Genomic DNA, 21,999 nt, shown 5'->3' with positions numbered 1-21,999 from the left:
AAACCAGCCGGTCCGTATCGCTTTATCCGCCGGCAGGGGGACAGGGGTCAGTGGATGATGCCCGTGCGCAGGGCCACGGCGACCATTCCGGCGCGGTCTCCGGTGCCGAGCTTGCGGGCGATGCGGGCGAGGTGGCTCTTGACGGTCAGGGCGGACAGCCCCATGGAGACGCCGATGGCCTTGTTGGACTGGCCCTCGGCGACGAGGCGGAGCACCTCCACCTCGCGGCCGGACAGTTCGCGGTAGCCGCCCGGGTGGCTCGGGGTGCCGGGGGGCCGGCGGTGCATACGGGCGGCATTGGCGCCGATGGGAGCGACGCCGGGACGGGTGGGGTGGCCGATATTGGTACGTGTGCCGGTGACTACATAGCCCTTCACGCCACCCGCGAGGGCGTTGCGCACGGCGCCGATGTCATCGGCGGCCGACAGGGCGAGGCCGTTCGGCCAGCCGGCAGCTCGGGTTTCGGACAGGAGGGTCAGCCCGGAACCGTCGGGCAGATGGACGTCGGCAACACAGATGTCGCGCGGGTTGCCGACGCGGGGACGGGCCTCCGCGATGGACGACGCCTCGATGACGTCACGTACTCCGAGTGCCCACAGATGGCGGGTGACGGTGGAACGGACGCGTGGGTCGGCCACGACGACCATGGCCGTCGGCTTGTTCGGGCGGTAGGCGACCAGGCTTGCGGGCTGCTCGAGGAGAACGGACACCAGGCCTCCTGGGGAGTGGCGGGACGGGCCGGCTCGGGGATGAAGCCGGGGCGAACCGTGCTTGAAGGGTCATTGACCTCTTCGGCAGCAGACCCGTCCTCCTTTAGGGGAAGATCACGATTTGGTGAGTAACAATTCGGACAAATCGGACGGGCGATCGATTGTACGAAAAAAATGCCGGTACCTGTGCGAAACCTGTGACGGTGTGTTACGAAAAGGTTTCGGCCTGTGGGGCCGATCACACGTCACCGGCGCATGGAACCGGCATGGCGCATACGAAGCGAGTCGGACTATGGACCCTGCGGGCCGCGCCGCTGGGGCAGCGTCACCACCGCCGCGTCCGCCCCCGACGGCGGCAGACCGGCGATCTGGCACAGCAGATCCCCCCACGCCACCAGATGGGCCGCCGTGTCCGGTACCCCGCTCCGCCCCTCGCGCGGGGTCCACGACGCCCGGATCTCGATCTGGGTCGCGGGGCGCCGATCGGACAGCGTGCCGAAGTAGTGCGAACCTGCGCGGGTGACCGTGCCGCCCGCCTCCCCGTACGACAGACCCCGCGCCTCCAGCGCACCGGTCAGCCAGGTCCAGCACACCTCCGGCAGCAGCGGGTCGGAAGCCATCTCCGGCTCGAGCTCGGCGCGCACCAGCGTCACCAGACGGAACGTTCCGTGCCACGCCTCGTGCCCGGCCGGATCGTGGAGCAGCACCAGGCGTCCGTCGGCGAGATCGTCCTCGCCGTCGACGACCACCGCCTCCAGGGCATACGCATGCGGGGCGAGGCGCTGCGGCGGCCGTGTCGGCTCGACCTCCAGCTCGGGGCGGAGCCGCGCCGCACGCAACGCATCCACCGCCGACCGGAACGCGGGCGGGACGGAACTGCCCTCCGCGCTGTCCTTGCTGTCAGCGCCATCGGAGTGTTCGGAAAATTGTCCCTGAGCCGGAGCCATGCGGGGAAGAGTAGGCGGAACCGGAGCCTCGTGCAGGGAGGGACACCCGCGCGGGCCCGGCTCCTTCCCGCTTCGTGCGAAGATTCGGTGCGTGAGTGCCAACGACCTTCCCCAGGATGTCAGCTCCGCTCGATCAGGGGATGCCCCGTCCCCGGGCCAGCAGACAAAGACCTCCGCCGCCCATGAGTCGGCGTTCCTCAAGGCATGCCGGCGTGAGCCCGTGCCGCACACGCCGGTCTGGTTCATGCGCCAGGCGGGGCGGTCGCTTCCCGAGTACCTGAAGGTGCGCGAGGGCATCGCCATGCTCGACTCCTGCATGATGCCGGAGCTCGTCACCGAGATCACGCTGCAGCCCGTCCGCCGCCACAAGGTCGACGCGGCGATCTACTTCAGCGACATCGTCGTCCCGCTCAAGGCCATCGGCATCGACCTCGACATCAAGCCCGGTGTCGGCCCGGTCATCTCCGACCCGATCCGGACGCGCGCCGATCTGGCCCGGCTGCGCGACCTCACGCCGGACGACGTCCACTACGTCACCGAGGCCATCGGCATGCTCACCGCCGAGCTCGGTGCGACGCCGCTCATCGGGTTCGCCGGTGCACCGTTCACTCTCGCGAGCTATCTCGTGGAGGGCGGCCCGTCCCGCAACCACGAGCGCACCAAGGCCATGATGTACGGCGAGCCCGAGCTCTGGGCCGAGCTGCTCGACCGGCTGGCCGAGATCACCGGCGCGTTCCTGAAGGTGCAGATCGAGGCGGGCGCCTCGGCCGTGCAGCTCTTCGACTCCTGGGTCGGCGCGCTGGCCCCGGCCGACTACCGCCGTTCCGTGCTGCCGGCCTCGGCGAAGGTCTTCGACGCCGTCGCCCCGTACGGTGTCCCGCGCATCCACTTCGGGGTCGGCACCGGTGAACTGCTCGGGCTGATGGGCGAGGCCGGTGCGGATGTCGTCGGCGTCGACTGGCGGGTCCCGATGGACGAGGGCGCGCGCCGGGTCGGACCCGGCAAGGCGCTCCAGGGCAACCTCGACCCGGCGGTGCTGTTCGCGCCGACGAAGACGGTGGAGGCCAAGGCGCGGGAGGTACTGGACGCGGCCGCCGGACTGGAGGGCCACGTCTTCAACCTTGGGCACGGCGTGATGCCGACGACCGACCCGGACGCGCTGACGCGGCTCGTCGAGTACGTCCACACGCAGACGGCCCGCTGAACCGCACCCCGGGACAGGGGCCCCGACGTACACCGCTCGCCGCGGACCCCGAGGCATGACCTCGGGGTCCGCGGCGAGCGGTGCTTTCCGGGGTGCTACGGGCAGTTGACGGGCGCGTTGCCGGAGCTCACCCGGCAGAAGTCGATCCGGCACCGCCGTCGACGATGCCACGGTTCGGGCCGACCTGCAGGTGGCCGCCGCCGTTGCCGCCCAGGACCTGGCCGCGGGGCGTCACCCCGCCGCCCGCCGAGATGTAGTCGCTGCCGTCGTTGCCCGCGATCACACCGCTGACCGCGAACGACGGGCCGACCGAGATGAAGTCCTCGGCGGGGCCGCCGCTGACGGTGCCGTTGACGGGACCGGCGAGGAAGATCGTGTCGGTGCCGCCGAGACCGTTGACCGAGGCGCCCGCGTCGACCGTCGAGCACTGGATGAAGTCACTGCCGGCCGTACCGTTCACGGTCGGGCCCGAGGCGGGGACACCGTTGACCGTGCACGACGTCGCGGCCTGGGCGGGCTGCTCATGACGAGCGGGGCGATGACGAGTGAGGCGGCGCAGAGCGCCCGCACAGAGGTTCGTATCATGTGATCGATTTCACTCATGGTGTCCGACGGGTTGCAAAAGGTCACCAGGGAGTGATCCGCCGTCCGCCTGATGGCGGAGAGTGCGTCCCTCGTGTCCAGGCCCCGCGTACCCCCTATACCCCCGCCGCGCGCACCGCCTGGACCGCTTTGCGCGCCGCCACCAGGACCGGATCCCACACGGGCGAGAACGGCGGGGCGTACCCCAGGTCGAGCGCCGTCACCTGCTCCACCGTCATCCCCGCGGTGAGTGCGACCGCCGCGATGTCCACCCGCTTCGCCGCCCCGTCCCGGCCCACGATCTGCACCCCGAGCAGCCGGCCCGTGCGGTACTCCGCGAGCATCTTCACCGTCATCGGCTCGGCCCCCGGGTAGTAGCCGGCCCGGCCCGTCGACTCGATCGTCGCCGTGACGTACCGCAGCCCCACCGCTCGCGCGTCCTTCTCCCGCAGCCCCGTCCGGGCGATCTCCAGATCGCAGACCTTGCTGACGGCCGTGCCCACCACCCCCGGGAACGTCCCGTAGCCACCGCCGACATTGGACCCGATGATCTGGCCGTGCTTGTTGGCATGGGTGCCCAGCGCGATGTGGCGGGTGCGGCCCGCCACCAGGTCGAGGACCTCGACGCAGTCGCCGCCCGCCCAGATGGTGTCGTGCCCGACGACCCGCATCGACAGATCCGTGAGCAGACCACCGTGCGGCCCGACCGGCAGGCCGGCCGACCGGGCCAGGGCCGTCTCCGGTTCGACACCGATGCCGAGCACCACCACATCCGCCGGGTAGCTCGCGTCGTTCGTGGCGACCGCGGTCACCCGCCCGTCCGCACCGGTGAGGATCTTGGTGACCTCGGTGCGGTTCACCGTCGTGATGCCCAGCCCGTCCATCGCGTCGTGTACCAGGCGGCCCATGTCGGGGTCGAGCGTCGCCATCGGCTGTTCGCCGCGGTTGAGGACCGTCACCTCGAAGCCGTGCTTCAGCAGCGCCTCGGCCATCTCCACACCGATGTACCCGGCGCCCACGACGACCGCGCGCCGCCCCGGCGCCCGGCTCAGGGAGTCCAGCAGCGCCTGTCCGTCGTCCAGGGTCTGCACCCCGTGCACCCCCGCCGCGTCCATGCCGGGCAGGGCCGGGCGCACCGGCCGGGCCCCCGTCGCGATCACCAGCTTGTCGAAGTCGGTCCAGTACGTCTCCCCGCTGTCCCGGTCCAGCGCCCGCACCCGCTGCCCGGCGACATCGATCTCCGTCACCTCGGTGCGCATCCGCAGGTCGATGGCGCGGGCCCGGTGCTCCTCGGGCGTACGGGCGATGAGGTCGTCCCGGTCCGACACGTCGCCGCCGACCCAGTACGGGATGCCGCAGGCGGAGTACGAGGAGAAGTGGCCCCGCTCGAACGCGACGATGTCCAGCTCGTCCGGTCCCTTGAGCCTGCGGGCCTGGGACGCGGCGGACATGCCCGTCGCGTCCCCGCCGATGACCACCAGTCGCTCCGCTGCCATGCCGGGTCCCTTCGAGCGTCACATCTGAGGACCCACGCTACGACGCTCAGGGGGCGGACGGCGCCTCCGGGGGCACGGAAGCGTGCTCGGGCGCCTCCGGCGGCACGCTCGCGGGCTCGCCCGCCCGGGGTGCGCGGCGCCGGGTGAGCCGGCTGCGTACCAGCCGCCAGAGCAGCAGCAGAGCGGCCGCTGCGGCCAGGAACGGCGCCGCCGCTCCCACCGCCATAGCGATCCACTTCACCATCGTCACGAACGCGTGCCAGCCACCGGCGAGCGCGTCCACGAACCCCGGATCGTCGTCGTCCGCGCCCCGCGCGGGTGACTCCGGCTCGGAGAGGTCGAGGGTGATCGTCGCCAGGGTGGTGCGGTCCTTCAGCGACTCCTGCTGGGCGAGCAGCGACTCCAGTTCCGCCTGACGATTGCTCAGTTCCCCTTCCAGGGCGACCACATCGGTGATCTTATCGGCCCGGTCCATCAGCTTCCTGACCCGGTCGACGCTCGCCCGCTGGGTGGCGATCCGGCTCTCCACATCGACGACCTGATCGGTGACGTCCTTCGCCTCCGACGTGCGCGACAGCAGCTTCCCGCCACCCGCCAGCTCCCGCAGCACGGCGTCGTAGTCGGCCTGCGGCACCCGCAGCACGAGGTGCGACACCTCATGCGTGGAGTCGATCCGTTCGGTGGTCTCGCTCGCCACCAGGCCCCCCGCACCCTCCGCCGCCGCACGGGCCGCCGCGACGGCCTTCGGCACGCTCCTCACCTCCACGGAGAGCGAGGCCTTGCGAATGATGTGGCTCGCGGTCAGCGACGGCGCCTTCTTCTGCTGCGCCGAGTCGCTGCCGGCGGCCCCCCGGTCCGCCTCCCCTGCGGCGGAGTCGGCGCGCGCCTCCTGCGGCGCCGCCTTCTTGTCGTCCGAGGTGTCCACCGCGCTCCGGTCGCTCAAGCTCTTGCTGCTCCCGCTGTCGTCACCGGCCCCGCACCCGCTCAGCGCGAGCAGGGCGGCGAGCGTCCCGGCGGCGAGGACGGTGCGCGAACGATGCGTGGACGAACGGCCCGACTGACGTGCTCTACGCATAACTGCTCCCCCTGGGCGGGTCGTTGATGGTGCCGTTTCGACGACGGGACCCGGCCCCCGGTTGCCGATCTCCGGTTTCGAAGCGGTCACGGTCAGGACTCGGAAGCGGTTTGAGAGAGTGGAGGCATGCAGCGTTCAAGAAACCGCGCGGACACAGGTACGGGTCATGTCGTCGTGATCGGCGGTGGCATCGCCGGACTCGCGGCCGCCCACCGGCTCCTCGGCACCGGGCTGCGGGTCACGCTCCTGGAGGCGACCGGCCGGCTCGGCGGCAAGCTCATGACCGGTGCGATCGCGGGCACCCGGGTCGACCTGGGTGCGGAGTCGATGCTGGCCAGACGGCCGGAGGCGGTCGACCTGGCGCGGGCCGTCGGGCTCGGCGACCGGCTCCAGCCGCCCGCCACCGCCACCGCGGCGGTCTGGACGCGCGACGAACTGCGGCCCATGCCCAAGGGCCATGTGATGGGTGTGCCGGGCGACCCGGCCGCACTCGGCGGGGTGATCTCGCCGGAGGGTCTCGCCCGCATCGCACAGGAGAGGGACCTCACCCCGACCGCCGTCGGCGACGACGTCGCGGTCGGTGCGTACGTCGCGGACCGGCTCGGCCGCGAGGTCGTCGACCGGCTCGTGGAACCGCTGCTCGGCGGGGTGTACGCGGGGGACGCCTACCGCATCTCGATGCGCGCCGCCGTACCGCAGCTCTTCGAGGTGGCCCGTGAGGGCGGCTCGCTGCTCGACGGCGTACAGCGCATCCAGCAGCAGGCGGCGGGCCGGCAACAGACCGGCCCGGTCTTCCAGGGCATCGACGGTGGCATCGGCACCCTGCCGGACGCGGTCGCCGACGCCGTGCGTGCCGGAGGCGGTGAGCTCCTCACCGCCACGCCCGTGCTGGGCCTGACCCGTACGGCCGACGGCTGGGACGTCCGCACCGACACCCGGGTGATCACCGCCGACGGCATCGTCCTCGCCGCCCCCGCCTGGTCCGCCTCCACGCTGCTCGCCGCCGAGTCCCCGGCCGCCTCCGCCGAGCTCGCGGGCGTCGAGTACGCGTCGATGGCGCTGGTAACCCTGGCGTTCCGGCGCTCCGACGTGGCGGCCACGGGCGCCCTCGACGGGCGCTCCGGTTTCCTCGTACCGCCGGTCGACGGCCGCACCATCAAGGCCGCCACCTTCTCCACCCACAAATGGCAGTGGGTCGCCGACACCGCCCCCGACCTGTTCGTCCTGCGCACCTCGGTCGGCCGGTACGGCGACGAGGACCATCTGCACCGCGAGGACGGCGAACTCGTCGGCGTCTCGCTGCGCGACCTCGCCGAGGCGACCGGGCTCGCGGCGAAGCCGGTGGACACCGAGGTCACCCGGTGGATCGGCGGCCTGCCCCAGTACCCCGTGGGCCATCTGTCACGGGTCGCCCGGATCCGCGACGAGGTCGCCAAGCTGCCGGCCCTGCGGGTCTGCGGAGCGGTGTACGACGGGGTGGGCATCCCGGCCTGCATCGCGAGCGCCCACCGGGCCGCGGACGAGATCGCGGCGGACCTCGCGGGCGGGACCGCGGGAGAGATCATCGCCACTGCGACCCTGGTTCAGGGCACACGGAGCGAGGCGGGACAATAGCCGTATGAGTGCGCCTGAGAAGATTCCGAACGCCGGTAAGAAGGCCAAGGACCTCAACGAGGTCATCCGCTACACGCTGTGGTCCGTCTTCAAGCTGCGCGACGTGCTGCCCGCCGACCGTGCAGGCTACGCCGACGAGGTCCAGGAGCTGTTCGACCAGCTCGCCGCCAAGGACATCACCGTCCGTGGCACCTATGACCTGTCCGGCCTGCGCGCCGACGCCGACGTCATGATCTGGTGGCACGCCGAGACGGCGGACGAGCTGCAGGAGGCGTACAACCTCTTCCGGCGCACCAAGCTGGGCCTGGCGCTCGAGCCGGTCTGGTCGAACATGGCGCTGCACCGCCCCGCCGAGTTCAACAAGTCGCACATCCCGGCGTTCCTCGCCGACGAGACGCCGCGCAACTACATCAGCGTCTACCCCTTCGTGCGCAGCTACGACTGGTACCTGCTGCCCGACGAGGACCGCCGCCGCATGCTCGCGGACCACGGCAAGATGGCCCGTGGCTATCCCGACGTCCGGGCCAACACCGTCGCCTCCTTCTCGCTCGGCGACTACGAGTGGATCCTCGCCTTCGAGGCCGACGAGCTCTACCGCATCGTCGACCTCATGCGTCATCTGCGGGCCTCGGAGGCGCGGATGCACGTCCGCGAGGAGGTCCCCTTCTACACGGGCCGCAGGAAGTCCGTCGCAGACCTGGTGGCCGGGCTCGCGTAACGCGTGGGCTTCGACCACCCCAACCCGGAAGATCAGACGGCAGGCGCCGGCGCACGACCGTGCGCTGCCCGCCGCTCCAGCGACACCGGGTTCGGCCCCGGGGAGCCGTAGGCACTGACCTGCGGCGTTCCCGGCACGAGCGGGGGAGTGCACCGTCCTCCCCCGCTCGTCCCCGGCCCGCCTCGGCGCGGGTCGCGTTTTCCCGTGCGGGCACGGCGGGTCCGGCCACGCACGCCCTGAGCCTGAGTCTCCGGCGCAGCGGATCGAAGCGGGCCCGGACGCGCAGGCAGAGCGCTACGGGCAGCTGCCGGCACTCGTCCATGGCGAGCATCCGCGCCCGACGACCGCCCCGACCTTTCATGGCTCGCCGGGCGCTGCGGGCCCACAACCGACGCCGGCGCTCTTCCGGCAGCGCCGGTGTTCACCGCTCACCGGGTGCGTGACGGGGAGCGGCAGCGCTGTCGGGGGCGCCGGCGGCCAGGGATCCGAGCAGGGCCAGTGACCGTGCGGAGCGGGACCCCGGCTCGGCGTGATAGATGACCAGCAGCAGCCGTCCGTCGGTGCCGCTGACGGCGAGCTTGTCGCGGAACAGGTCGAGGTCGCCCACTTCCGGATGGCGCAGGAGACTGACCGCACTCTCACGCCGGCGCACCTCGTGGCGTGCCCACAGCTTCCGGAAGCGATCGCTCTTGAGGGAGAGCTCTCGGACGAGCGCGGCCAGGCGCGGGTCGTCGACGTCGGGGCCCGCGGCGGCGCGCAACTGGGCGACCACGCCGACCGTCGCACTGGACCAGTCCCGGTGCAGTTCCCGTTCCCGCGGGTCGAGGAAGGCGGCACGCAGTCTGTTGGCTCCGGGCGACATGTTCGGGGAGAGTGCACGGGCCATGCGGTTCGCGGCCAGGACGTCGAAGTACTTGCCCACCACGAATGCGGGCATCGGCATCTCGTCGACGAGGTGCAGGATGCTCGCCGGTACCTCTTCGGCGACCGGGCGTTCCGCCCGGCGCGACGGGGTCAGGACCAGGTCGATCAGATAGGCGGTCGCGTCGGCGTCGAGCCGCAGGACGTGGGCCAGCGCTTCGAGAACCTGCACGGAAGGGTTGCGGTCGCGGCCCTGCTCCAGCCGCAGGTAGTAGTCCGAGCTGATCCCCGCGAGCGTCGCGACCTCCTCCCTGCGCAGCCCCGGGACCCGCCGCAGTCCGCGCGGGCTGATCCCGACGTCCTCGGGCCGGACCAGTTCCCGCCGGGCGCGGAGGAACGCACCGAGCGCATTGGTGTTGTCCATGCCGTCCACGGTAATTCCGTCCGGATGCGGCAGTCCGGTCCCTCCCGGTGCGGGCGACCGGCCCCGTGCGGGTGACTGGCCCTGCCACTCCCAGGAACAGCGGGGTACTGCCGCGACGGCCGCGACTGCCGGACAGTGGAGCCATGCCAGATCGTCCTCCGACGACCGCATGTACCGATTTGCCAAGAACTCCGAAAGGCGCGACATGACCACCACCGTTCCCGGCGGCGCCCTCACACTCGCGGAAGACCTGACCATCAGCCGCATGGGATACGGCGCCATGCAACTGGCCGGACCCGGCGTCTTCGGGCCCCCGAAGGACCGTCCGCGGGCCCACGCGGTGCTGCGCGAGGCGATCGATCTGGGCATCACCCACATCGACACCAGCGATTTCTACGGCCCCTTCGTCGTCAACGAACTGATCAGGGAGGCCCTGCACCCCTACCCGGCCGACCTGCGCATCGTCACCAAGGTCGGTGCACGCCGCACCGACGACGGCGGCTGGATCTCCGCGCTGGAGCCCGACGACCTCAAGGCCCAGGTGCACGAGAACCTCCAGCACCTCGGCCTGGACGTGCTGGACGTCGTCCACCTGCGCCTCGGCTCGCTCGACGGCAGCAGCGACGAGTCCATCGCCGAGCAGTTCGGCGCCCTGGCCGAACTGCGGCAGCAGGGCCTGATCCGCCACCTCGGCCTCAGCGGTGTCTCCGACGCCCAGCTCACCGAGGCACAGTCCATCGCCCCCGTCGTCACCGTTCAGAACCTCTACAACATCGCCAACCGGCAGGACGACGCACTCGTCGACCGGTGCGCGGCCGAGAACATCGCCTTCGCCTCGTTCTTCCCCCTCGGCGGCTTCAATCCCCTCCAGTCCCAGACCCTCACCGCCGTCGCCGACCGGCTGGTCGCCTCGCCGCAGCAGGTCGCTCTGGCCTGGTTGCTCCAGCGCTCGGCCACCACCGTCCTGATCCCGGGCACGTCCTCCATCGCCCACCTGCGCGAGAACGTCGCCGCCGCGGACCTGCTTCTGCCGGCGGACGCGGTCGCGGAACTCGACAGCATCGGCGGGTAGTGTCCCCGGGCCGACCCCCACGGCACCTCGCATCTCAGCGGCACGGTGTCACCCGGCCCGGCTGCGCCAGGGCGACGGTGACATCGGGGCCGGCTCCGGGCGCGGAGCCGCCTGGTCGGTCAGCGGCCGCGGATCGCCCTCGAGGCAGGCGGACAGCGTGGCGGCGCGCAGGGCCCGGAAGCCGTCGTCGTACACGGCCGCTAGGAAGGCGGACTGCAGCCGCCCCGGCCCGACCGTCCCGCCCGCCGGTTTCGCGGCCGGCTCGTCTGCGGCCTTCTCGTACGGGTGCTGCACGGCTTCGGGCGTGATCGGTACAGCGCCGTGGCTCTCCTGCGCGTTCCCTTCGTGCAGGCGGGCGAGCCGATGAAACCGAAGGGGGACGGTCGGGCGGGTGATCAGCGATGCAAAGCACCGCTCCCGAATGTCAGAGGGAATGACCCCGACGTGTCGGATCCCCCGGATGCTCAGGGAGGCCGCCGCCCAGGAACGCGGCCCGCAGCGCCGGATCGCCGACGGCACGGACCCCTCGTACGGCGACCGCCGTCAGCACGTCAGGGTGTGCGCCGCCCGCCGGGGCGGCCGAGTCCAGCAGCCGCTGCCCGGTGGGGGAGGCCCAGGAACTGTACGGATGGATCTCCATCCGGGCGATGGCCAGAGCGCCGAGCGTCAGGACGAGCGGCAGCGCGAACCAGACGAGGTCCGCCGCCGCCGGGCTGCCGAACCCCCGTTCCCGGCCCGGAAGCAGCAGCGCCGCACCCGCCATCACGACCACCAGCACCGCCGAGCCGCGCACCGCGCGTACCGCCGACGCGATGTCCGTACGCTCACCGCCGGGCAGGGCCAGACCCGTCGCGACAAGGCGGTCGGCGAGGGCGCGTACCGCATCGGCGGTGGCGGTCGCCACACGGATCGGAGGGAGCGACGACTGCCCCTCCGGGCCGATGGCACGGATCACTGTGCGCTCGACCTCGTCCCTGCCCTCCGGGTCGACGACCGTGGCCCAGCCGGTATGGGCGATCAGCAAGCGGCGGCGCAGATGCATGGTGACGAGGGCGAGGTCCGCGACCCGGCGCGGGCCGCCGGACAGGAACGCGGTTTCGTACAGGGTCAGTTCGACGTCTCCCGGGTCGCGCGCCCGGTCGACCGACGCGGCGGCCAGACAGAGCCGGAGACAGGAGAGGACCGCCGCACCGCATGCGACCAGCAGCAACAGAACCCAGAGCATGACCGAGTTCTATGCGAGGCGGACCGCAGAGCGCCATGCCCTTTTCAGCATGCGGACGGTGGTCCGCCTCAGGAGCTGCTGCTGCAGCTCGACCCGCCGCAGCTCGACCCGCTGCTGTTGGAACAGCTGGAACCGGAACTGCAACTGCTCCCCGAACCGCACCCGCCGCTTCCTCCGCCGCAACTGCTGCCTCCACCGCAGCTGTTGCCTCCACCGCTACCCGAGCTGCCGCTCGAACTTCCGCAGCCGGAGTCCGCGGGGCCCGAACCGGCGCACCACGCCGTGGCCATGAGAGGGTCGCCGCTGCCGGAGGACGAGGACGAGGACGCGTGCGTGGGCGGCATCGAACGTCCGGCGGCCGTCGTGCGCAATCGCGCCGCGGTCATCAGTTGTGTCCGCAGGGCGGGATCGGGCAGCCCACGCAGGCCGAGCGTCGCCACCAGGTGGGCCGGATCCGCGGTGGAGGCATGGGCGGCGCGGTACTGCTGGGCGGCCCGCCGTCCCGCCCCGGTGATCCGTGAACGGGCGATACCCGAACAGACCAGCCCCGTCACGATGCCCACGACCAGAGCAGGGAGCACCTTGACGATGAAGGGGAGCGAGAAATCGGCGCCGTCGCTCTCCGACACGAACTGAGCCACCGTCACCGCGAACGAGGCCGGGACGGCGAGCAGGCAGCCGACCCCCTGGATCACGCCCCAGCGGCGCCACCTCCGGGTGGAGTCCGGAGCAGCCAGCAGACCGCGGGCCGCGAGCCCGTCGCCCACCTCCTGCACGGCAGGGTGCCGCATCACCGCGTCCCGCAGCATGTGCAGTGCGCCGCTGGGGGCGGCGCCGTGCGCGTGGAGCACGGCGCGTTCCACCGGGTCGTGGGCGACCGGCCGAACGAGGGCGACGATGCCGGGGCCGCCGACCACCAGCCGTCCGTCCGCCTGCAGGGCGGTGAGTGCGGTGTCCACGACCCTGCCGGGCCCGCCGTTCAGGAAGGCCACCTCGTAGAGGTCGTGCGCGAGGCCACCGGGTCCGCGGCGGGCCTTCGCGAGCCCCGTGATCAGGATGGCGGAGGAGACCACGACGCCCAACGTCACCAGCAGAGCGATCGCGTTCATCGCGGTCACCTCCCGACGAGCGCGGCGCGGGCGGCTCGAACCAGCCGGGTGGTGCGACGCGGTGGCCTGGCGGCCGCGCGGTCCTGCCACCAATGGGTCAGCCGACGCCGGTCGTCGTCGTCCGCGGGCCGGCCCGCGATCAGCAGCTGCTCGGCGAAGTCGAGTGCGTCGCGCCGGTATCCGGCGGACATGGGGTGGGCCCTGGCGTACGCGAGGAAGGCCTTCCGGTAGCCGTCACCGAGGATCCCGGGGAGCTCGGGTGCCACCTTGGCGACGACGTCGGCCCGCTTGGCCGCCAGGGCACGGCTCTGGACGGCGAGGCGACGGTGGTCGAACCCTTCCGGTGCGGGGGTGCCTGCGACGAGGGCGGAGAGCAGCGCGGTCTGGGCGACAGCGGCACGGTCACGGGCGGCTTCGGCGGCCGGCTCGGCGGTGCTGCCGGGGCCGGGGCCGGTGGCGGCGTCGGTCGCGGTACCGGTGGGTTCGACCGGGGTTGCAGATGCGGCGGCGTCGTCCCCGGCCGCCCGCGCCTCGGAGCGCGCCTCCCGTCCGGCCCTCCCCGCCGTGGCCAACGTGGTGCGGATCGCCGTCAGTTCGCCCGCCAGCTCCGTCACCGGAGGGAAGTCGTCGTCGCGCTCCAGCAGGACGCCGGGCGGGGCGACCCGGGAGCGGAGTTCGGCGAGCACGTCCAGGACAGAACGGGTCACCGGGTGGGCGTGCGTGTCGTGCCAGACGCCGTCCCTCTCGATGCCCCCGGCCACATGTACGTACGCGATCGCCTCCACCGGCAGCTCGTCGAGCGCCGTCGCGGGGTCCTCGCCGCGGTTGACGTGGTTGGTGTGGAGGTTGGCGACGTCGATCAGCAGCCGGACCCCGGTGCGCGCGACCAGCTCCGCCAGGAACTGCCCCTCCGTCAGCTCCTCACCGGGCCAGGAGAACAGCGCCGCGATGTTCTCCAGCGCCAGCGGCACCGGGAGCGAGTCCTGCGCGATCCGCACGTTCTCGCACAGGACGTCCAGCGCGTCCCAGGTCCGCGGTACGGGAAGCAGATGGCCCGCCTCGAGCCCCGGCGACGCAGTGCGCGGCCCACCGGCCCGCACGAACGCGATGTGCTCCGTGACCAGGGGCGTACCGAGCAGCGAGGCCCGGGCGGCGAGACCGGCGAGCCGGCCGGGGTCGGGGCGGTCCGCTCCGCCGAGGCCCAGCGAGACGCCGTGCGGGACGACGGTCACGCCGCGCGCGCGGAGCCGTACGAGGGAGTCGGGCAGATGGTCGGTGCAGAGGTTCTCCGCCACCGTCTCCACCCAGTCGATCCCTGGCAGTGCCTCCACCGCGTCCGCGATCTCCGGCCGCCAGCCGATACCGATTCCCAGCTCCATGGCGTCCCCCTCCTCCGGCCTGTGCAGGGGTGATGGCCCCGGCGGGCGGTGGTCAATCCGAAGAGGGGGACGTTCAGAGCTGGATTTGAGGTTCCGGCCGCAGGCCCGGCCGGCTCAGGGCATCGGCATCGGCATCGTGGACGGCCGAGAGGTGAACGACTGGTCCCCGGTCGGCTCCGCGGGCACCGGCTGGGGCGGCACCACCCCGCCGGCCGGCGGGGGCGGCCCGGTCGGACTGGCCGTCGCCGCGGCCGCCGCATCGCGGGCGATCGCGTCGTAGTCGACGAAGCCGGTGGCCTCCAGCATGGTGATGTGGTCCAGCACGGTCTGGTTGGCGTCTGTTGCCAGCTGACGGATCAGCGAATTGCGGGTGGTGTTCCGGACCTGGCCGATCAGACCGAAGACCTTGCCGTGCGCGGCCCGCAGCAGATTGGCGAATTTGCGCTCGTAGTCCTCGCCGCTCGCCGCCGTCAGCTCGCGCAGCCAGCCCTGCTGCTGCTCGTTCGGCTGGTTCGGCAGCTCCACCCCGAGCTTCGCGGCCACGTCCCGGGCACGGCGGTCCAGATCCGTGTGCCCGACCACCAGATGGTCCCCGGCGGCCTTGACCGCCTCGCTCGGTGCACGCTCGATGGCCTGCTGTCCGGCGGGAAGCTCCCAGAGCCCGGCCAGGCGCACCTTCACGAGGAAGTCCCGGTCGGTCGCGGAGAGCGGACCCCACTGGGTGGCGACGGACGACGCGTTGAGATTGGCCTGACCGGTGCCGGAACGGTCGGCGTAGGACCAGACGGGGAAGGCGAGCGCACCGATCGTGGCGACAAGTGCCGTGATGATGAGGGCCGTTCCGTTGATGCGTCGCAACAAGGTTTCTCCCGGGCCGAGATGTGACGGCGTCGAATCCACCGCCGGTCCGACGACCGGCGGTCGGCTGGTCGTTCAAGATACTGGTCAGTAGTGCCGGTTACGGCAGTATCGGGAGATACGAAGCGGCGCACCGGAATGTTCAGCGGTGCAGCGCCGGATGGTCGGCGACCACCGTGCAGGACCCCGGTGCGATCTCCGTGAACCCGGCGTCCTGCACCACCGGCAGCCCGCTCACGGTCAGTTCGGCCCAACGGGCGGCATCCGGGGTGGCGACCGAGAGCGGGAAGCCGGCCTCACGCCATGCCTTGCGCTCCGTCTCGGACAGCTCCCACCAGGCGAGCTGCGCACCGTGTCCGACCTGCGCCATCTCCTTGCCCGCGGACATGCCGAGCTCCGGGTTCAGCCACAGCACCGGGCCGGACAGGTCGGGTGCGGCGGGCGGCTCGGGGTCGTCCAGGTCCGTGCCCGAGACCTGGAGCTTGGCCAGCTCCTTCGGCCAGCCGTCCAGGGGCACCGGCGGGAACACCCGGACTTCGGCGCCCCCGCCCGTGACGGTGATGCCGGGCAGGGCGGTCGCCTTCCGCCACTCCGCGCCGCGCGCCCGCCGTACGACCTTGCGGATCCGGGCGTCCTGCCAGTCGCGCATGACCTGCGCCCACTCGCCCTCGCCGGCCGACCGCTCATCGGAGAGCATCACGAGGACGGCACGAGCGGCGGTGCGCAGCGCGTCGGTGCGGGCCGGGGGGTCGGTCTTCTCGATGTGCACGACCAGCGGCAGTACGTACTGCCGGGCCTCGTCGCGACTGTTCGGCTCGGACTGGAACGGGGAGTCCGAGGGGGTGGGGGAAGTGGTGTCGTTGCTGCTCACTCGTCCCAGTCTGCCAGCCGTGGATTCTCTCGACTTTCCCGGCTTCTTGGCGGAACGAAGTGCTCCGGGTGAGGATGCACCGCATGAAGAGCGATCTCTTTTCCAGTGAGAACATGGTCCGGCCCGCCACGGCGCCCGGAATGACGCTGCAGAACGCGAAATCCATCAAGTACGCGGTCAACGGCGAAATGCATGCACGCCAGGGATCGATGGTCGCCTTCCGCGGTGATCTGCAGTTCGAGCGCAAGGGCCAGGGCCTCGGCGGCATGCTCAAGCGCGCCGTCACCGGCGAGGGGCTGCCGCTCATGGCCGTGCGCGGGCAGGGTGAGGTGTGGTTCGCGCACGAGGCCGCCAATGTCTTCATCGTGGAGATGGAGCAGGGCGACGTCCTCACCATCAACGGCCGCAACGTCCTCTGCTTCGACCCCACGCTCTCGTACGAGATCAAGACGGTGAAGGGCGCCGGAATGACCGGCGGCGGGATCTTCAACAGTGTCTTCAGCGGGTACGGCAAGCTCGGTCTGATGTGTGAGGGCCATCCCATAGTGATTCCGGTCACGCCCCAGCAGCCGGTGTGCGTCGACACGGACGCGGTGGTCGGCTGGAGCAGCCGGCTCGCGACGTCGTTGCACCGCTCGCAGAGCTTCGGCTCGATGATGCGCGGGGGCTCCGGAGAGGCCGTCCAGCTGCGGCTGGACGGTGAGGGGTTCGTGATCGTACGGCCGAGCGAGCTGAAGCCCGAGAAGGTGTCGGCCAACTGAAGCTGAACGGAGTGGGCCGGCGGTACGGCCTCGGTGGACCATGGGTGCTGCGCGGGGTCGACCTCGACCTGCCCGCGCACGCCCTGATCCGCATCGAGGGCGCCAACGGCACAGGGAAGTCGACGCTGTTGAGGCTGCTTGCGGGGATCGACGCCCCCACCGAAGGCCGGATCACCGGCCGCAGGCGGCGTACGGCGTACGTGCCCGAGCGCTTCCCGGCCGCGCTGCCGTTCACCGCGGCCGGGTACCTCGTCCACCTCGGCCGGATCCACGGCCTGCGGACTGCGGAGGCAACCGGGCGGGCGCAGGACTGGCTGGCCCGTTTCGGGGCCGCAGACCACGCCCGTACACCGCTTGCGGAACTCTCCAAGGGCACCAGCCAGAAGGTCGCCGTGGCCCAGGCCCTCCTCGCCGAACCGGACCTCCTGGTCCTGGACGAGGCGTGGACCGGCCTGGACACGGCGGCACGCGACGAACTGGACCGCGCCGTCGCGGAACGCGTCATGGCCGGAGCCACGGTCGTCTTCGTCGACCACGATCCGCGGCGGCTGGCGGGTGCGGTCGACGCCACCCACCGGGTCGAGGGCCGTGGGCTCGTCCCCGTCATCGTGCGGGAGGCGGCGCACGGGACCGGGCCCCGGGTACGGATCGTGGTCACGGGCGCTCCCGGGGCCGCCCTTCCGGCGGGACTGCCGGGCGCCCCCGTGCAGGAACCGGGACCCGACGGAACGCTGCGGCTCACCGTTGCGGCCGTGCACTCGGACGCGCTCCTGCGCGCTCTGCTGGCGGCCCGCCCGCCGTGGCACATCGGACAGCTGTCGGCAGCGGAGGCACCGGGAACCGGACCGGCGCCCCGAACCGGACCGACCGAACCGGCAGAAAAGACCGAGCACATCGAACCGGCAGAGACCCGATGACCGCCCTGATCCGCTACCAGACCGCCCTGCTGCTCCGTTCCCAGCGCTGGCTCGCCCCCATCCTCCTGTACGCGGTCCTCCTTGCCGTCGGAGTCCAGTCGGGGCAGCCCGTGCTCGACTCGCTCGGCTATGCCGCCGCCGCGCTCCTGCCCGTCACCGCCTGGCTCGTCCAGCTCTGCGCCACCCAGGAACCGCCCGCCGCACGGACGGTCGCCGCAGCCGTGGTCGGGCAGCCCAGGGTCCACCTGGCGTCGCTGCTCACCGCGGTGGGCTGCGCCGGGCTGCTGGGCACGGTGGTCACCGCGATCGTGCTGCTGATCAGCGATCCCTTCAACGCCGACCACACCGTCCGCATCCCGCTGCTGCCCGCCGGTCTCGCGGGTCTGCTCGCCGCCGCGTGCTGCGCGCTGCTCGGAGCGGCGGTCGGCGCGCTGTGCACCCGCCCGGTGCTGCACCGCCGCGGCTGGTCGGTCGCTGCCACGGCGCTCGCCGCGCTGCTGGCCCTGGTCACCAGCGGCTCGCCCGCGAAGTACGCGGTCACGGGACTGGTCACCGGATCGCTGACCGGCGCGGTCCACATCCCCGTCCTGCCCCTGGTGAGCGCCGCTGCCGTGGCCGTCGCGGTGGCGGCGGCCGTCTGCAGGCTCACTTCGGTGCGCGGGTGAGTAGGCTCGTACGCATGGACGAGTCGTACTGCGAGACGCCCGGTACGGAGCTGCCGACCGGGCCGGCGACGGTGGACTCCGGACCTCCGTACGCCGAGTGCGTGCTGTGCCGGAAGCCGACCGAGTACCCGGAGTCGGTCAAGGGCATCACGCTCTGCCCGGTCTGCGAGTGGCAGGAGGCGCAGCGCACGGCCTGCTCGGGCTAAGAGGAGCTCACAAAATGGGAGTCCGAATCAGCTCGCGGCGTCTGGTGCGTGCGATCGCAAGGCGCCGGAAGGTCCTCGTAGCGGAGCTACTAGGGCATTTCGGCAACGCCGCGAGCGTGCGTGCCGGGCGCCGATTTTGTGAGCTCCTCTAAGGGCTCTGCCGTCATCTCTGGCGGGGCGCACGACGACAGCTGTGGCGCCTCGCCGCGTTGCCGGAACGCCCGAATATGCCCCGTATGAGGATGTTCCTCCGCCTTGCGATGCACCACATCCGACGCCGTGCGCTGATCCACCGGGGATGACGGGACAGCCCTCAGCCGGACCCCGTCCCGTCCGCTTCGAGGGACGGTCGCTTCTGCCCCATGAGGTCGGAGACCTTGACGAAGCGGTACCCGCGCTCCCGCAGCTCCGGCACCACCTGGCGGACCGCGTCGGCCGTGACCGGCGCGGCGCTGCGTGTGCAGTGCATGACGATCAGGGAGCCCGGCTTCACCCTGTCCAGCACCTGCTTGGCCACCGCGTCCGCGTCCGTCGCGAACGCGTCACCGCTGACGACGTCCCACTGCACCGCCGTCATCTTCTCGGCCGCCAGCGTGCGCAGCGCCGCGTCGTCGTAACAGCCGCCGGGGAAGCGGAAGTACGGCACGACATTGAGCGCGCCCGTCCGCCGGATCGATGCGTCGGCGCGTTCCACCTCGGCGCGCATGTCGGCCTTCCCGACGACCGGCAGCCCGTAGCACCGCGGGGTGAAGGCGTAGTGGCTGTACGAGTGGTTCGCGACCTCGAAGAGAGGGTCGGTGCCGATCGACCGGGCCTGTGACGGGTACTGCTCCGCCCACCGCCCGGTCACGAAAACTGTCGTGTGCACCTTCAGCAGGCGCAGCAGGGCGATGAGTTCCGGGTTGTCGAAGTGCTCGCCCGCGGCCGCGCGCGGTCCCTCGTCGGCCGTCATGTCGGCGTCGAAGGTGAGTGCCACGACCTTGTCGGTGGTGTCCCGGGCCCGCTTGAAGACCGGTGTGAGACCGGGCGGTCCGGGCGCCGCCGCGGCCGGCCTCCTCTCCTCCCGCGCGGGCGGGGCGGCCTTCGCGGACGGTGACGTCGAGGGTGAGCGCGAGGGTGGCAGGGTGGAGGACTCCACGTGCCGGGCGGCGTGCGTACCGACGCTCTTCGACGGGGCGTCAGCGCCACAACCGATCAATGCAGTGCCAAGAAAAGCACTCATGGTGGCAGCAGTGGTCAATCTTCGTACAGAGTTGGTCACTGACGGAAAGTAGCCGATCGTATGGCCGGCGGTCGGGTGTGGCACTCCGGCCGGGGCAGCGGACCGCACCACTGCCCCCGGCCTCCTCAGTGCGTCACCGCCAGGGCCCCGTCACCGCGAACGTCGTCCCCGGCGTGTAGCAGTTCACGAACATCGTCGCGCCGTCCGGCGCGAACGTGACCCCGGCGAACTCGCCCCACTCCGGCTCCTGAGGCGTACCGATGTTCTGCCGGCCGCGCGCCATCGCGTACACCTCACCGCGCCGCGTCACGCCAAACACATGCTGGGCGCCGTTGCCGTCCTCGCACACCATCAGCCCGCCGTCGGACGCCAGACAGATGTTGTCGGGGGACTCGCCGGGCAGCTGGACATCCGTATTCGGGCCGAAGACGACCACCAGGGTGAGGCGGGCGCGCTTCGGCTCGTACCGCCACACCTGGCCGTAGTGGTCGGCCGCCGAGCCCGCCGCGCTCTGCGCGAAGCTGGAGACGAAGTAGACGGACGAGCCGCCCCAGTAACAGCCCTCCAGCTTCTGGGCGTGCGTGATCCCCTTCGGCCCGAAGTCCTGCAGCCGGATCGGCGTCCCGGTGGCCTGCGGATCCGGTACGGAGACCCACTCGATCCTGTCGAAGCTCGCACCGGTCTCCTGGATGACCGAGAGGTCGGGGACGCCCGGGACCCGCATGGCCTGCAGTTCACCGCCGGCCCGCAGCGAACCCGTGCCGCCCAGCGGCTTCTCCGGCAGGAAGCGGTAGAAGAGCCCGAACGGCTTCTCGAACGCGTCCTCCGTCTCGTACACGGTCCCGTTGCCCGGATCGATCGCGATCGCCTCGTGCTGGAACCTGCCCATCGCGGTGAGCGGCACTGCTCCCGTGCGGTGCGGGTCGGCGCCGTCCACCTCGAAGATGAAGCCGTGGTCCTTGGTGTAGCCGTTGGTGCCGGCCCGGTCCTCGGTCTCCTCGCAGGTCAGCCACGTGTTCCAGGGGGTGCGGCCGCCCGCGCAGTTCACCGCCGTACCCGCGATGGCGACGCGTTCGCCGAGGACGGCGCCGCGGCTGTCGAGCTCCAGTGCGGTGCAGCCGCCCTTGCCCATCGGGTCGTACGTGAGACCGTCGACGGCTGGGACCGCGATCTTCGCGGTGACCCGGTTCTCGTGGTTGCGGACGAGGTGGACGCGGCCCCGGCGGCCGGTGAAGGCGGCCATGCCGTCGTGGTTGCTGGGAACCGAGCCCTCGCCGGAGCGGAGCTCGTCGCCCTCCCGGGACAGGACCCGGTAGCGGAATCCCTTCGGCAGGTCGAGCAGGCCGTCGGGGTCGGGGACCAGCGGACCGTAGCCGCTGTGGCCACGGGCGGCGGCGGTGCCCGCGAAGAGTTCGGAGAAGGCCCCGGCGAAGACGATCGAGGCAGCGGTCGCACCGCTGCGGGCCAGGACCTGTCGTCGTGTGGGTGCTGATGACATGAGGCAACTCCCTGCTGGCGGACAGGAGAAGTGACCCGCATGTGTGTACCACGCGTATCTCTCCGCGGGAACCATGCGGGTCACTGTGCCTGCTGGTGCGTCACGGGTCTGCCGTGGCGCGCGGTGTCAGAGCAGCGACGCGGTCAGCGTGATCGTCGTGCCCGTGAGCGCCTGACTGACCGGGCAGTTCGCCTTGGCGTCCTCGGCCGCCTTGACGAAGCCGGCCTCGTCGAGACCGGGCACCTCGCCCTGCACGGTGAGGTGGATGCCGGTGATGCCGGTGCCGGGCTGGAAGGTGACCTCCGCCTGGGTGTTCAGCCGGGTCGGCGCGTTGCCGGCCGTGGTCAGACCGTTGGACAGTGCCATCGAGAAGCAGCTGGAATGCGCCGCCGCGATGAGCTCCTCCGGGCTGGTCTTGCCGTTCGCCTTCTCCGCGCGGGACGGCCATGAGACCTCGTAGTCCCCGATGCCGGAGGAGTCGAAGGTGACAACGCCCTTGCCCTCGATCAGGTTGCCTTCCCAGACCGTGTGCGCCTGACGCGTGGTTGCCATGCTGGATCCCTTCGGATGGGTGGAGTTACCGCA

General features: G+C 71.6%; 23 protein-coding genes. 8 read left to right on the top strand and 15 right to left on the bottom strand.

The window, feature by feature from the left end; all coding sequences use genetic code 11:
• Positions 1 to 47: 47 nt before the first annotated feature.
• Together OG878_RS09480 and OG878_RS09475 are read right to left on the bottom strand one after the other, a co-directional pair.
• Positions 48 to 710, bottom strand: a complete 663-nt coding sequence (locus OG878_RS09480) for a helix-turn-helix transcriptional regulator (protein ID WP_024488613.1) — start codon at positions 708 to 710, stop codon at positions 48 to 50.
• Between the two features lie 290 nt (positions 711 to 1,000).
• A complete protein-coding gene (locus tag OG878_RS09475) occupies positions 1,001 to 1,657 on the bottom strand; it encodes a DUF3000 domain-containing protein (RefSeq protein ID WP_328886374.1) in 657 nt (218 codons plus the stop codon).
• Positions 1,658 to 1,748: 91 nt separating this feature from the next.
• On the opposite strand from OG878_RS09475, the gene hemE reads away from it, so the two are divergent.
• Entirely contained in the window at positions 1,749 to 2,861 is a 1,113-nt protein-coding gene (gene hemE, locus OG878_RS09470; protein ID WP_328886373.1) for a uroporphyrinogen decarboxylase, read from the top strand.
• 127 nt (positions 2,862 to 2,988) lie between these two features.
• Here the strand turns inward: hemE and OG878_RS09465 are convergent, their stop codons facing one another.
• From OG878_RS09465 to OG878_RS09455, 3 genes are all read right to left on the bottom strand, one after another.
• A complete protein-coding gene (locus tag OG878_RS09465) occupies positions 2,989 to 3,321 on the bottom strand; it encodes a hypothetical protein (protein WP_328886372.1) in 333 nt (110 codons plus the stop codon).
• A 238-nt stretch (positions 3,322 to 3,559) separates the two neighbouring features.
• Positions 3,560 to 4,939, bottom strand: a complete 1,380-nt coding sequence (locus OG878_RS09460; RefSeq protein ID WP_328886371.1) for an FAD-dependent oxidoreductase — start codon at positions 4,937 to 4,939, stop codon at positions 3,560 to 3,562.
• 46 nt (positions 4,940 to 4,985) lie between these two features.
• Positions 4,986 to 6,014 (bottom strand): DUF4349 domain-containing protein, encoded by a 1,029-nt coding sequence (locus tag OG878_RS09455; protein WP_328886370.1) that lies wholly within the window; start codon positions 6,012 to 6,014, stop codon positions 4,986 to 4,988.
• Between the two features lie 126 nt (positions 6,015 to 6,140).
• Here OG878_RS09455 and hemG point away from each other — a divergent pair, with 126 nt between their 5' ends.
• Both hemG and hemQ read left to right on the top strand, forming a co-directional pair.
• Positions 6,141 to 7,628 (top strand): protoporphyrinogen oxidase, encoded by a 1,488-nt coding sequence (gene hemG / locus OG878_RS09450; RefSeq protein WP_328886369.1) that lies wholly within the window; start codon positions 6,141 to 6,143, stop codon positions 7,626 to 7,628.
• A 4-nt stretch (positions 7,629 to 7,632) separates the two neighbouring features.
• The gene (gene hemQ, locus OG878_RS09445) at positions 7,633 to 8,346 is read left to right on the top strand and encodes a hydrogen peroxide-dependent heme synthase (protein WP_326626410.1); all 714 of its coding nucleotides are present in this window, start codon (positions 7,633 to 7,635) and stop codon (positions 8,344 to 8,346) included.
• Between the two features lie 421 nt (positions 8,347 to 8,767).
• Here hemQ and OG878_RS09440 read toward each other — a convergent pair whose 3' ends face one another.
• Positions 8,768 to 9,631, bottom strand: coding sequence for a helix-turn-helix domain-containing protein (locus tag OG878_RS09440; RefSeq protein WP_328886368.1), 864 nt, complete (start codon positions 9,629 to 9,631; stop codon positions 8,768 to 8,770).
• A 205-nt stretch (positions 9,632 to 9,836) separates the two neighbouring features.
• Between OG878_RS09440 and OG878_RS09435 the strand changes: the two genes are divergently transcribed.
• The gene (locus OG878_RS09435; RefSeq protein WP_328886367.1) at positions 9,837 to 10,703 is read left to right on the top strand and encodes an oxidoreductase; all 867 of its coding nucleotides are present in this window, start codon (positions 9,837 to 9,839) and stop codon (positions 10,701 to 10,703) included.
• A gap of 48 nt (positions 10,704 to 10,751) precedes the next feature.
• Here OG878_RS09435 and OG878_RS09430 read toward each other — a convergent pair whose 3' ends face one another.
• The 6 genes from OG878_RS09430 to OG878_RS09405 form a co-directional block, all read right to left on the bottom strand.
• On the bottom strand, positions 10,752 to 10,997 hold the full coding sequence (locus tag OG878_RS09430) for a hypothetical protein (RefSeq protein ID WP_328886366.1): 246 nt from the start codon (positions 10,995 to 10,997) through the stop codon (positions 10,752 to 10,754).
• 130 nt (positions 10,998 to 11,127) lie between these two features.
• A complete protein-coding gene (locus OG878_RS09425) occupies positions 11,128 to 11,928 on the bottom strand; it encodes a TIGR04222 domain-containing membrane protein (RefSeq protein ID WP_328886365.1) in 801 nt (266 codons plus the stop codon).
• 68 nt (positions 11,929 to 11,996) lie between these two features.
• Positions 11,997 to 13,037: a TIGR04222 domain-containing membrane protein gene (locus tag OG878_RS09420; RefSeq protein ID WP_328886364.1), complete on the bottom strand. Its 1,041-nt coding sequence runs from the start codon at positions 13,035 to 13,037 to the stop codon at positions 11,997 to 11,999.
• 5 nt (positions 13,038 to 13,042) lie between these two features.
• Positions 13,043 to 14,416, bottom strand: coding sequence for a DUF692 domain-containing protein (locus tag OG878_RS09415; protein WP_328886363.1), 1,374 nt, complete (start codon positions 14,414 to 14,416; stop codon positions 13,043 to 13,045).
• 114 nt (positions 14,417 to 14,530) lie between these two features.
• Positions 14,531 to 15,274, bottom strand: coding sequence for a DUF4142 domain-containing protein (locus tag OG878_RS09410; protein ID WP_328891192.1), 744 nt, complete (start codon positions 15,272 to 15,274; stop codon positions 14,531 to 14,533).
• Between the two features lie 142 nt (positions 15,275 to 15,416).
• Entirely contained in the window at positions 15,417 to 16,145 is a 729-nt protein-coding gene (locus OG878_RS09405; RefSeq protein WP_328886362.1) for a peptidyl-tRNA hydrolase, read from the bottom strand.
• An 83-nt stretch (positions 16,146 to 16,228) separates the two neighbouring features.
• On the opposite strand from OG878_RS09405, the gene OG878_RS09400 reads away from it, so the two are divergent.
• Genes OG878_RS09400 through OG878_RS09385 form a run of 4 tightly spaced genes read left to right on the top strand, consistent with a single transcriptional unit; the run spans position 16,229 to position 18,694 of the window.
• Positions 16,229 to 16,906 carry an AIM24 family protein gene (locus tag OG878_RS09400; RefSeq protein ID WP_328886361.1) on the top strand — a complete coding sequence of 226 codons (678 nt, stop codon included), beginning with the start codon at positions 16,229 to 16,231 and terminating at the stop codon, positions 16,904 to 16,906.
• Between the two features lie 44 nt (positions 16,907 to 16,950).
• Positions 16,951 to 17,823 (top strand): ABC transporter ATP-binding protein, encoded by an 873-nt coding sequence (locus OG878_RS09395; protein ID WP_328886360.1) that lies wholly within the window; start codon positions 16,951 to 16,953, stop codon positions 17,821 to 17,823.
• Positions 17,820 to 18,488 (top strand): ABC transporter, encoded by a 669-nt coding sequence (locus tag OG878_RS09390; protein WP_328886359.1) that lies wholly within the window; start codon positions 17,820 to 17,822, stop codon positions 18,486 to 18,488. Before OG878_RS09395 ends, OG878_RS09390 begins: the two co-directional genes overlap by 4 nt.
• Positions 18,489 to 18,502: 14 nt before the next feature.
• Entirely contained in the window at positions 18,503 to 18,694 is a 192-nt protein-coding gene (locus tag OG878_RS09385) for a hypothetical protein (RefSeq protein WP_328886358.1), read from the top strand.
• 313 nt (positions 18,695 to 19,007) lie between these two features.
• On the opposite strand, the gene OG878_RS09380 is transcribed toward OG878_RS09385, so the two are convergent.
• The 3 genes from OG878_RS09380 to OG878_RS09370 form a co-directional block, all read right to left on the bottom strand.
• On the bottom strand, positions 19,008 to 19,916 hold the full coding sequence (locus OG878_RS09380; protein ID WP_328886357.1) for a polysaccharide deacetylase family protein: 909 nt from the start codon (positions 19,914 to 19,916) through the stop codon (positions 19,008 to 19,010).
• Positions 19,917 to 20,049: 133 nt separating this feature from the next.
• Positions 20,050 to 21,414, bottom strand: a complete 1,365-nt coding sequence (locus OG878_RS09375) for an alkaline phosphatase PhoX (RefSeq protein WP_328886356.1) — start codon at positions 21,412 to 21,414, stop codon at positions 20,050 to 20,052.
• Between the two features lie 126 nt (positions 21,415 to 21,540).
• A complete protein-coding gene (locus OG878_RS09370) occupies positions 21,541 to 21,966 on the bottom strand; it encodes an OsmC family protein (RefSeq protein ID WP_328886355.1) in 426 nt (141 codons plus the stop codon).
• Between the last annotated feature and the right edge of the window lie 33 nt (positions 21,967 to 21,999).

The organism is Streptomyces sp. NBC_00316, assembly GCF_036158715.1.
GTDB lineage: Bacteria > Actinomycetota > Actinomycetes > Streptomycetales > Streptomycetaceae > Streptomyces.
Note: the sequence above shows the minus strand (reverse complement) of the source record. Positions and strands in the feature narration are given on the sequence as shown.

Excerpts from the sequence above, each read along its gene's own strand:
- OG878_RS09385 (WP_328886358.1), top strand. The coding sequence starts at position 18,503 with ATGGACGAGTCGTACTGCGAGACGCCCGGTACGGAGCTGCCGACCGGG.
- OG878_RS09375 (WP_328886356.1), bottom strand. The coding sequence starts at position 21,414 with ATGTCATCAGCACCCACACGACGACAGGTCCTGGCCCGCAGCGGTGCG.
- OG878_RS09420 (WP_328886364.1), bottom strand. The coding sequence starts at position 13,037 with ATGAACGCGATCGCTCTGCTGGTGACGTTGGGCGTCGTGGTCTCCTCC.
- hemQ (WP_326626410.1), top strand. The coding sequence starts at position 7,633 with ATGAGTGCGCCTGAGAAGATTCCGAACGCCGGTAAGAAGGCCAAGGAC.
- OG878_RS09370 (WP_328886355.1), bottom strand. The coding sequence starts at position 21,966 with ATGGCAACCACGCGTCAGGCGCACACGGTCTGGGAAGGCAACCTGATC.
- OG878_RS09400 (WP_328886361.1), top strand. The coding sequence starts at position 16,229 with ATGAAGAGCGATCTCTTTTCCAGTGAGAACATGGTCCGGCCCGCCACG.
- OG878_RS09455 (WP_328886370.1), bottom strand. The coding sequence starts at position 6,014 with ATGCGTAGAGCACGTCAGTCGGGCCGTTCGTCCACGCATCGTTCGCGC.
- OG878_RS09475 (WP_328886374.1), bottom strand. The coding sequence starts at position 1,657 with ATGGCTCCGGCTCAGGGACAATTTTCCGAACACTCCGATGGCGCTGAC.
- OG878_RS09425 (WP_328886365.1), bottom strand. The coding sequence starts at position 11,928 with ATGCTCTGGGTTCTGTTGCTGCTGGTCGCATGCGGTGCGGCGGTCCTC.
- OG878_RS09435 (WP_328886367.1), top strand. The coding sequence starts at position 9,837 with ATGACCACCACCGTTCCCGGCGGCGCCCTCACACTCGCGGAAGACCTG.
- OG878_RS09390 (WP_328886359.1), top strand. The coding sequence starts at position 17,820 with ATGACCGCCCTGATCCGCTACCAGACCGCCCTGCTGCTCCGTTCCCAG.
- OG878_RS09460 (WP_328886371.1), bottom strand. The coding sequence starts at position 4,939 with ATGGCAGCGGAGCGACTGGTGGTCATCGGCGGGGACGCGACGGGCATG.
- OG878_RS09440 (WP_328886368.1), bottom strand. The coding sequence starts at position 9,631 with ATGGACAACACCAATGCGCTCGGTGCGTTCCTCCGCGCCCGGCGGGAA.
- hemG (WP_328886369.1), top strand. The coding sequence starts at position 6,141 with ATGCAGCGTTCAAGAAACCGCGCGGACACAGGTACGGGTCATGTCGTC.
- OG878_RS09415 (WP_328886363.1), bottom strand. The coding sequence starts at position 14,416 with ATGGAGCTGGGAATCGGTATCGGCTGGCGGCCGGAGATCGCGGACGCG.
- OG878_RS09380 (WP_328886357.1), bottom strand. The coding sequence starts at position 19,916 with ATGAGTGCTTTTCTTGGCACTGCATTGATCGGTTGTGGCGCTGACGCC.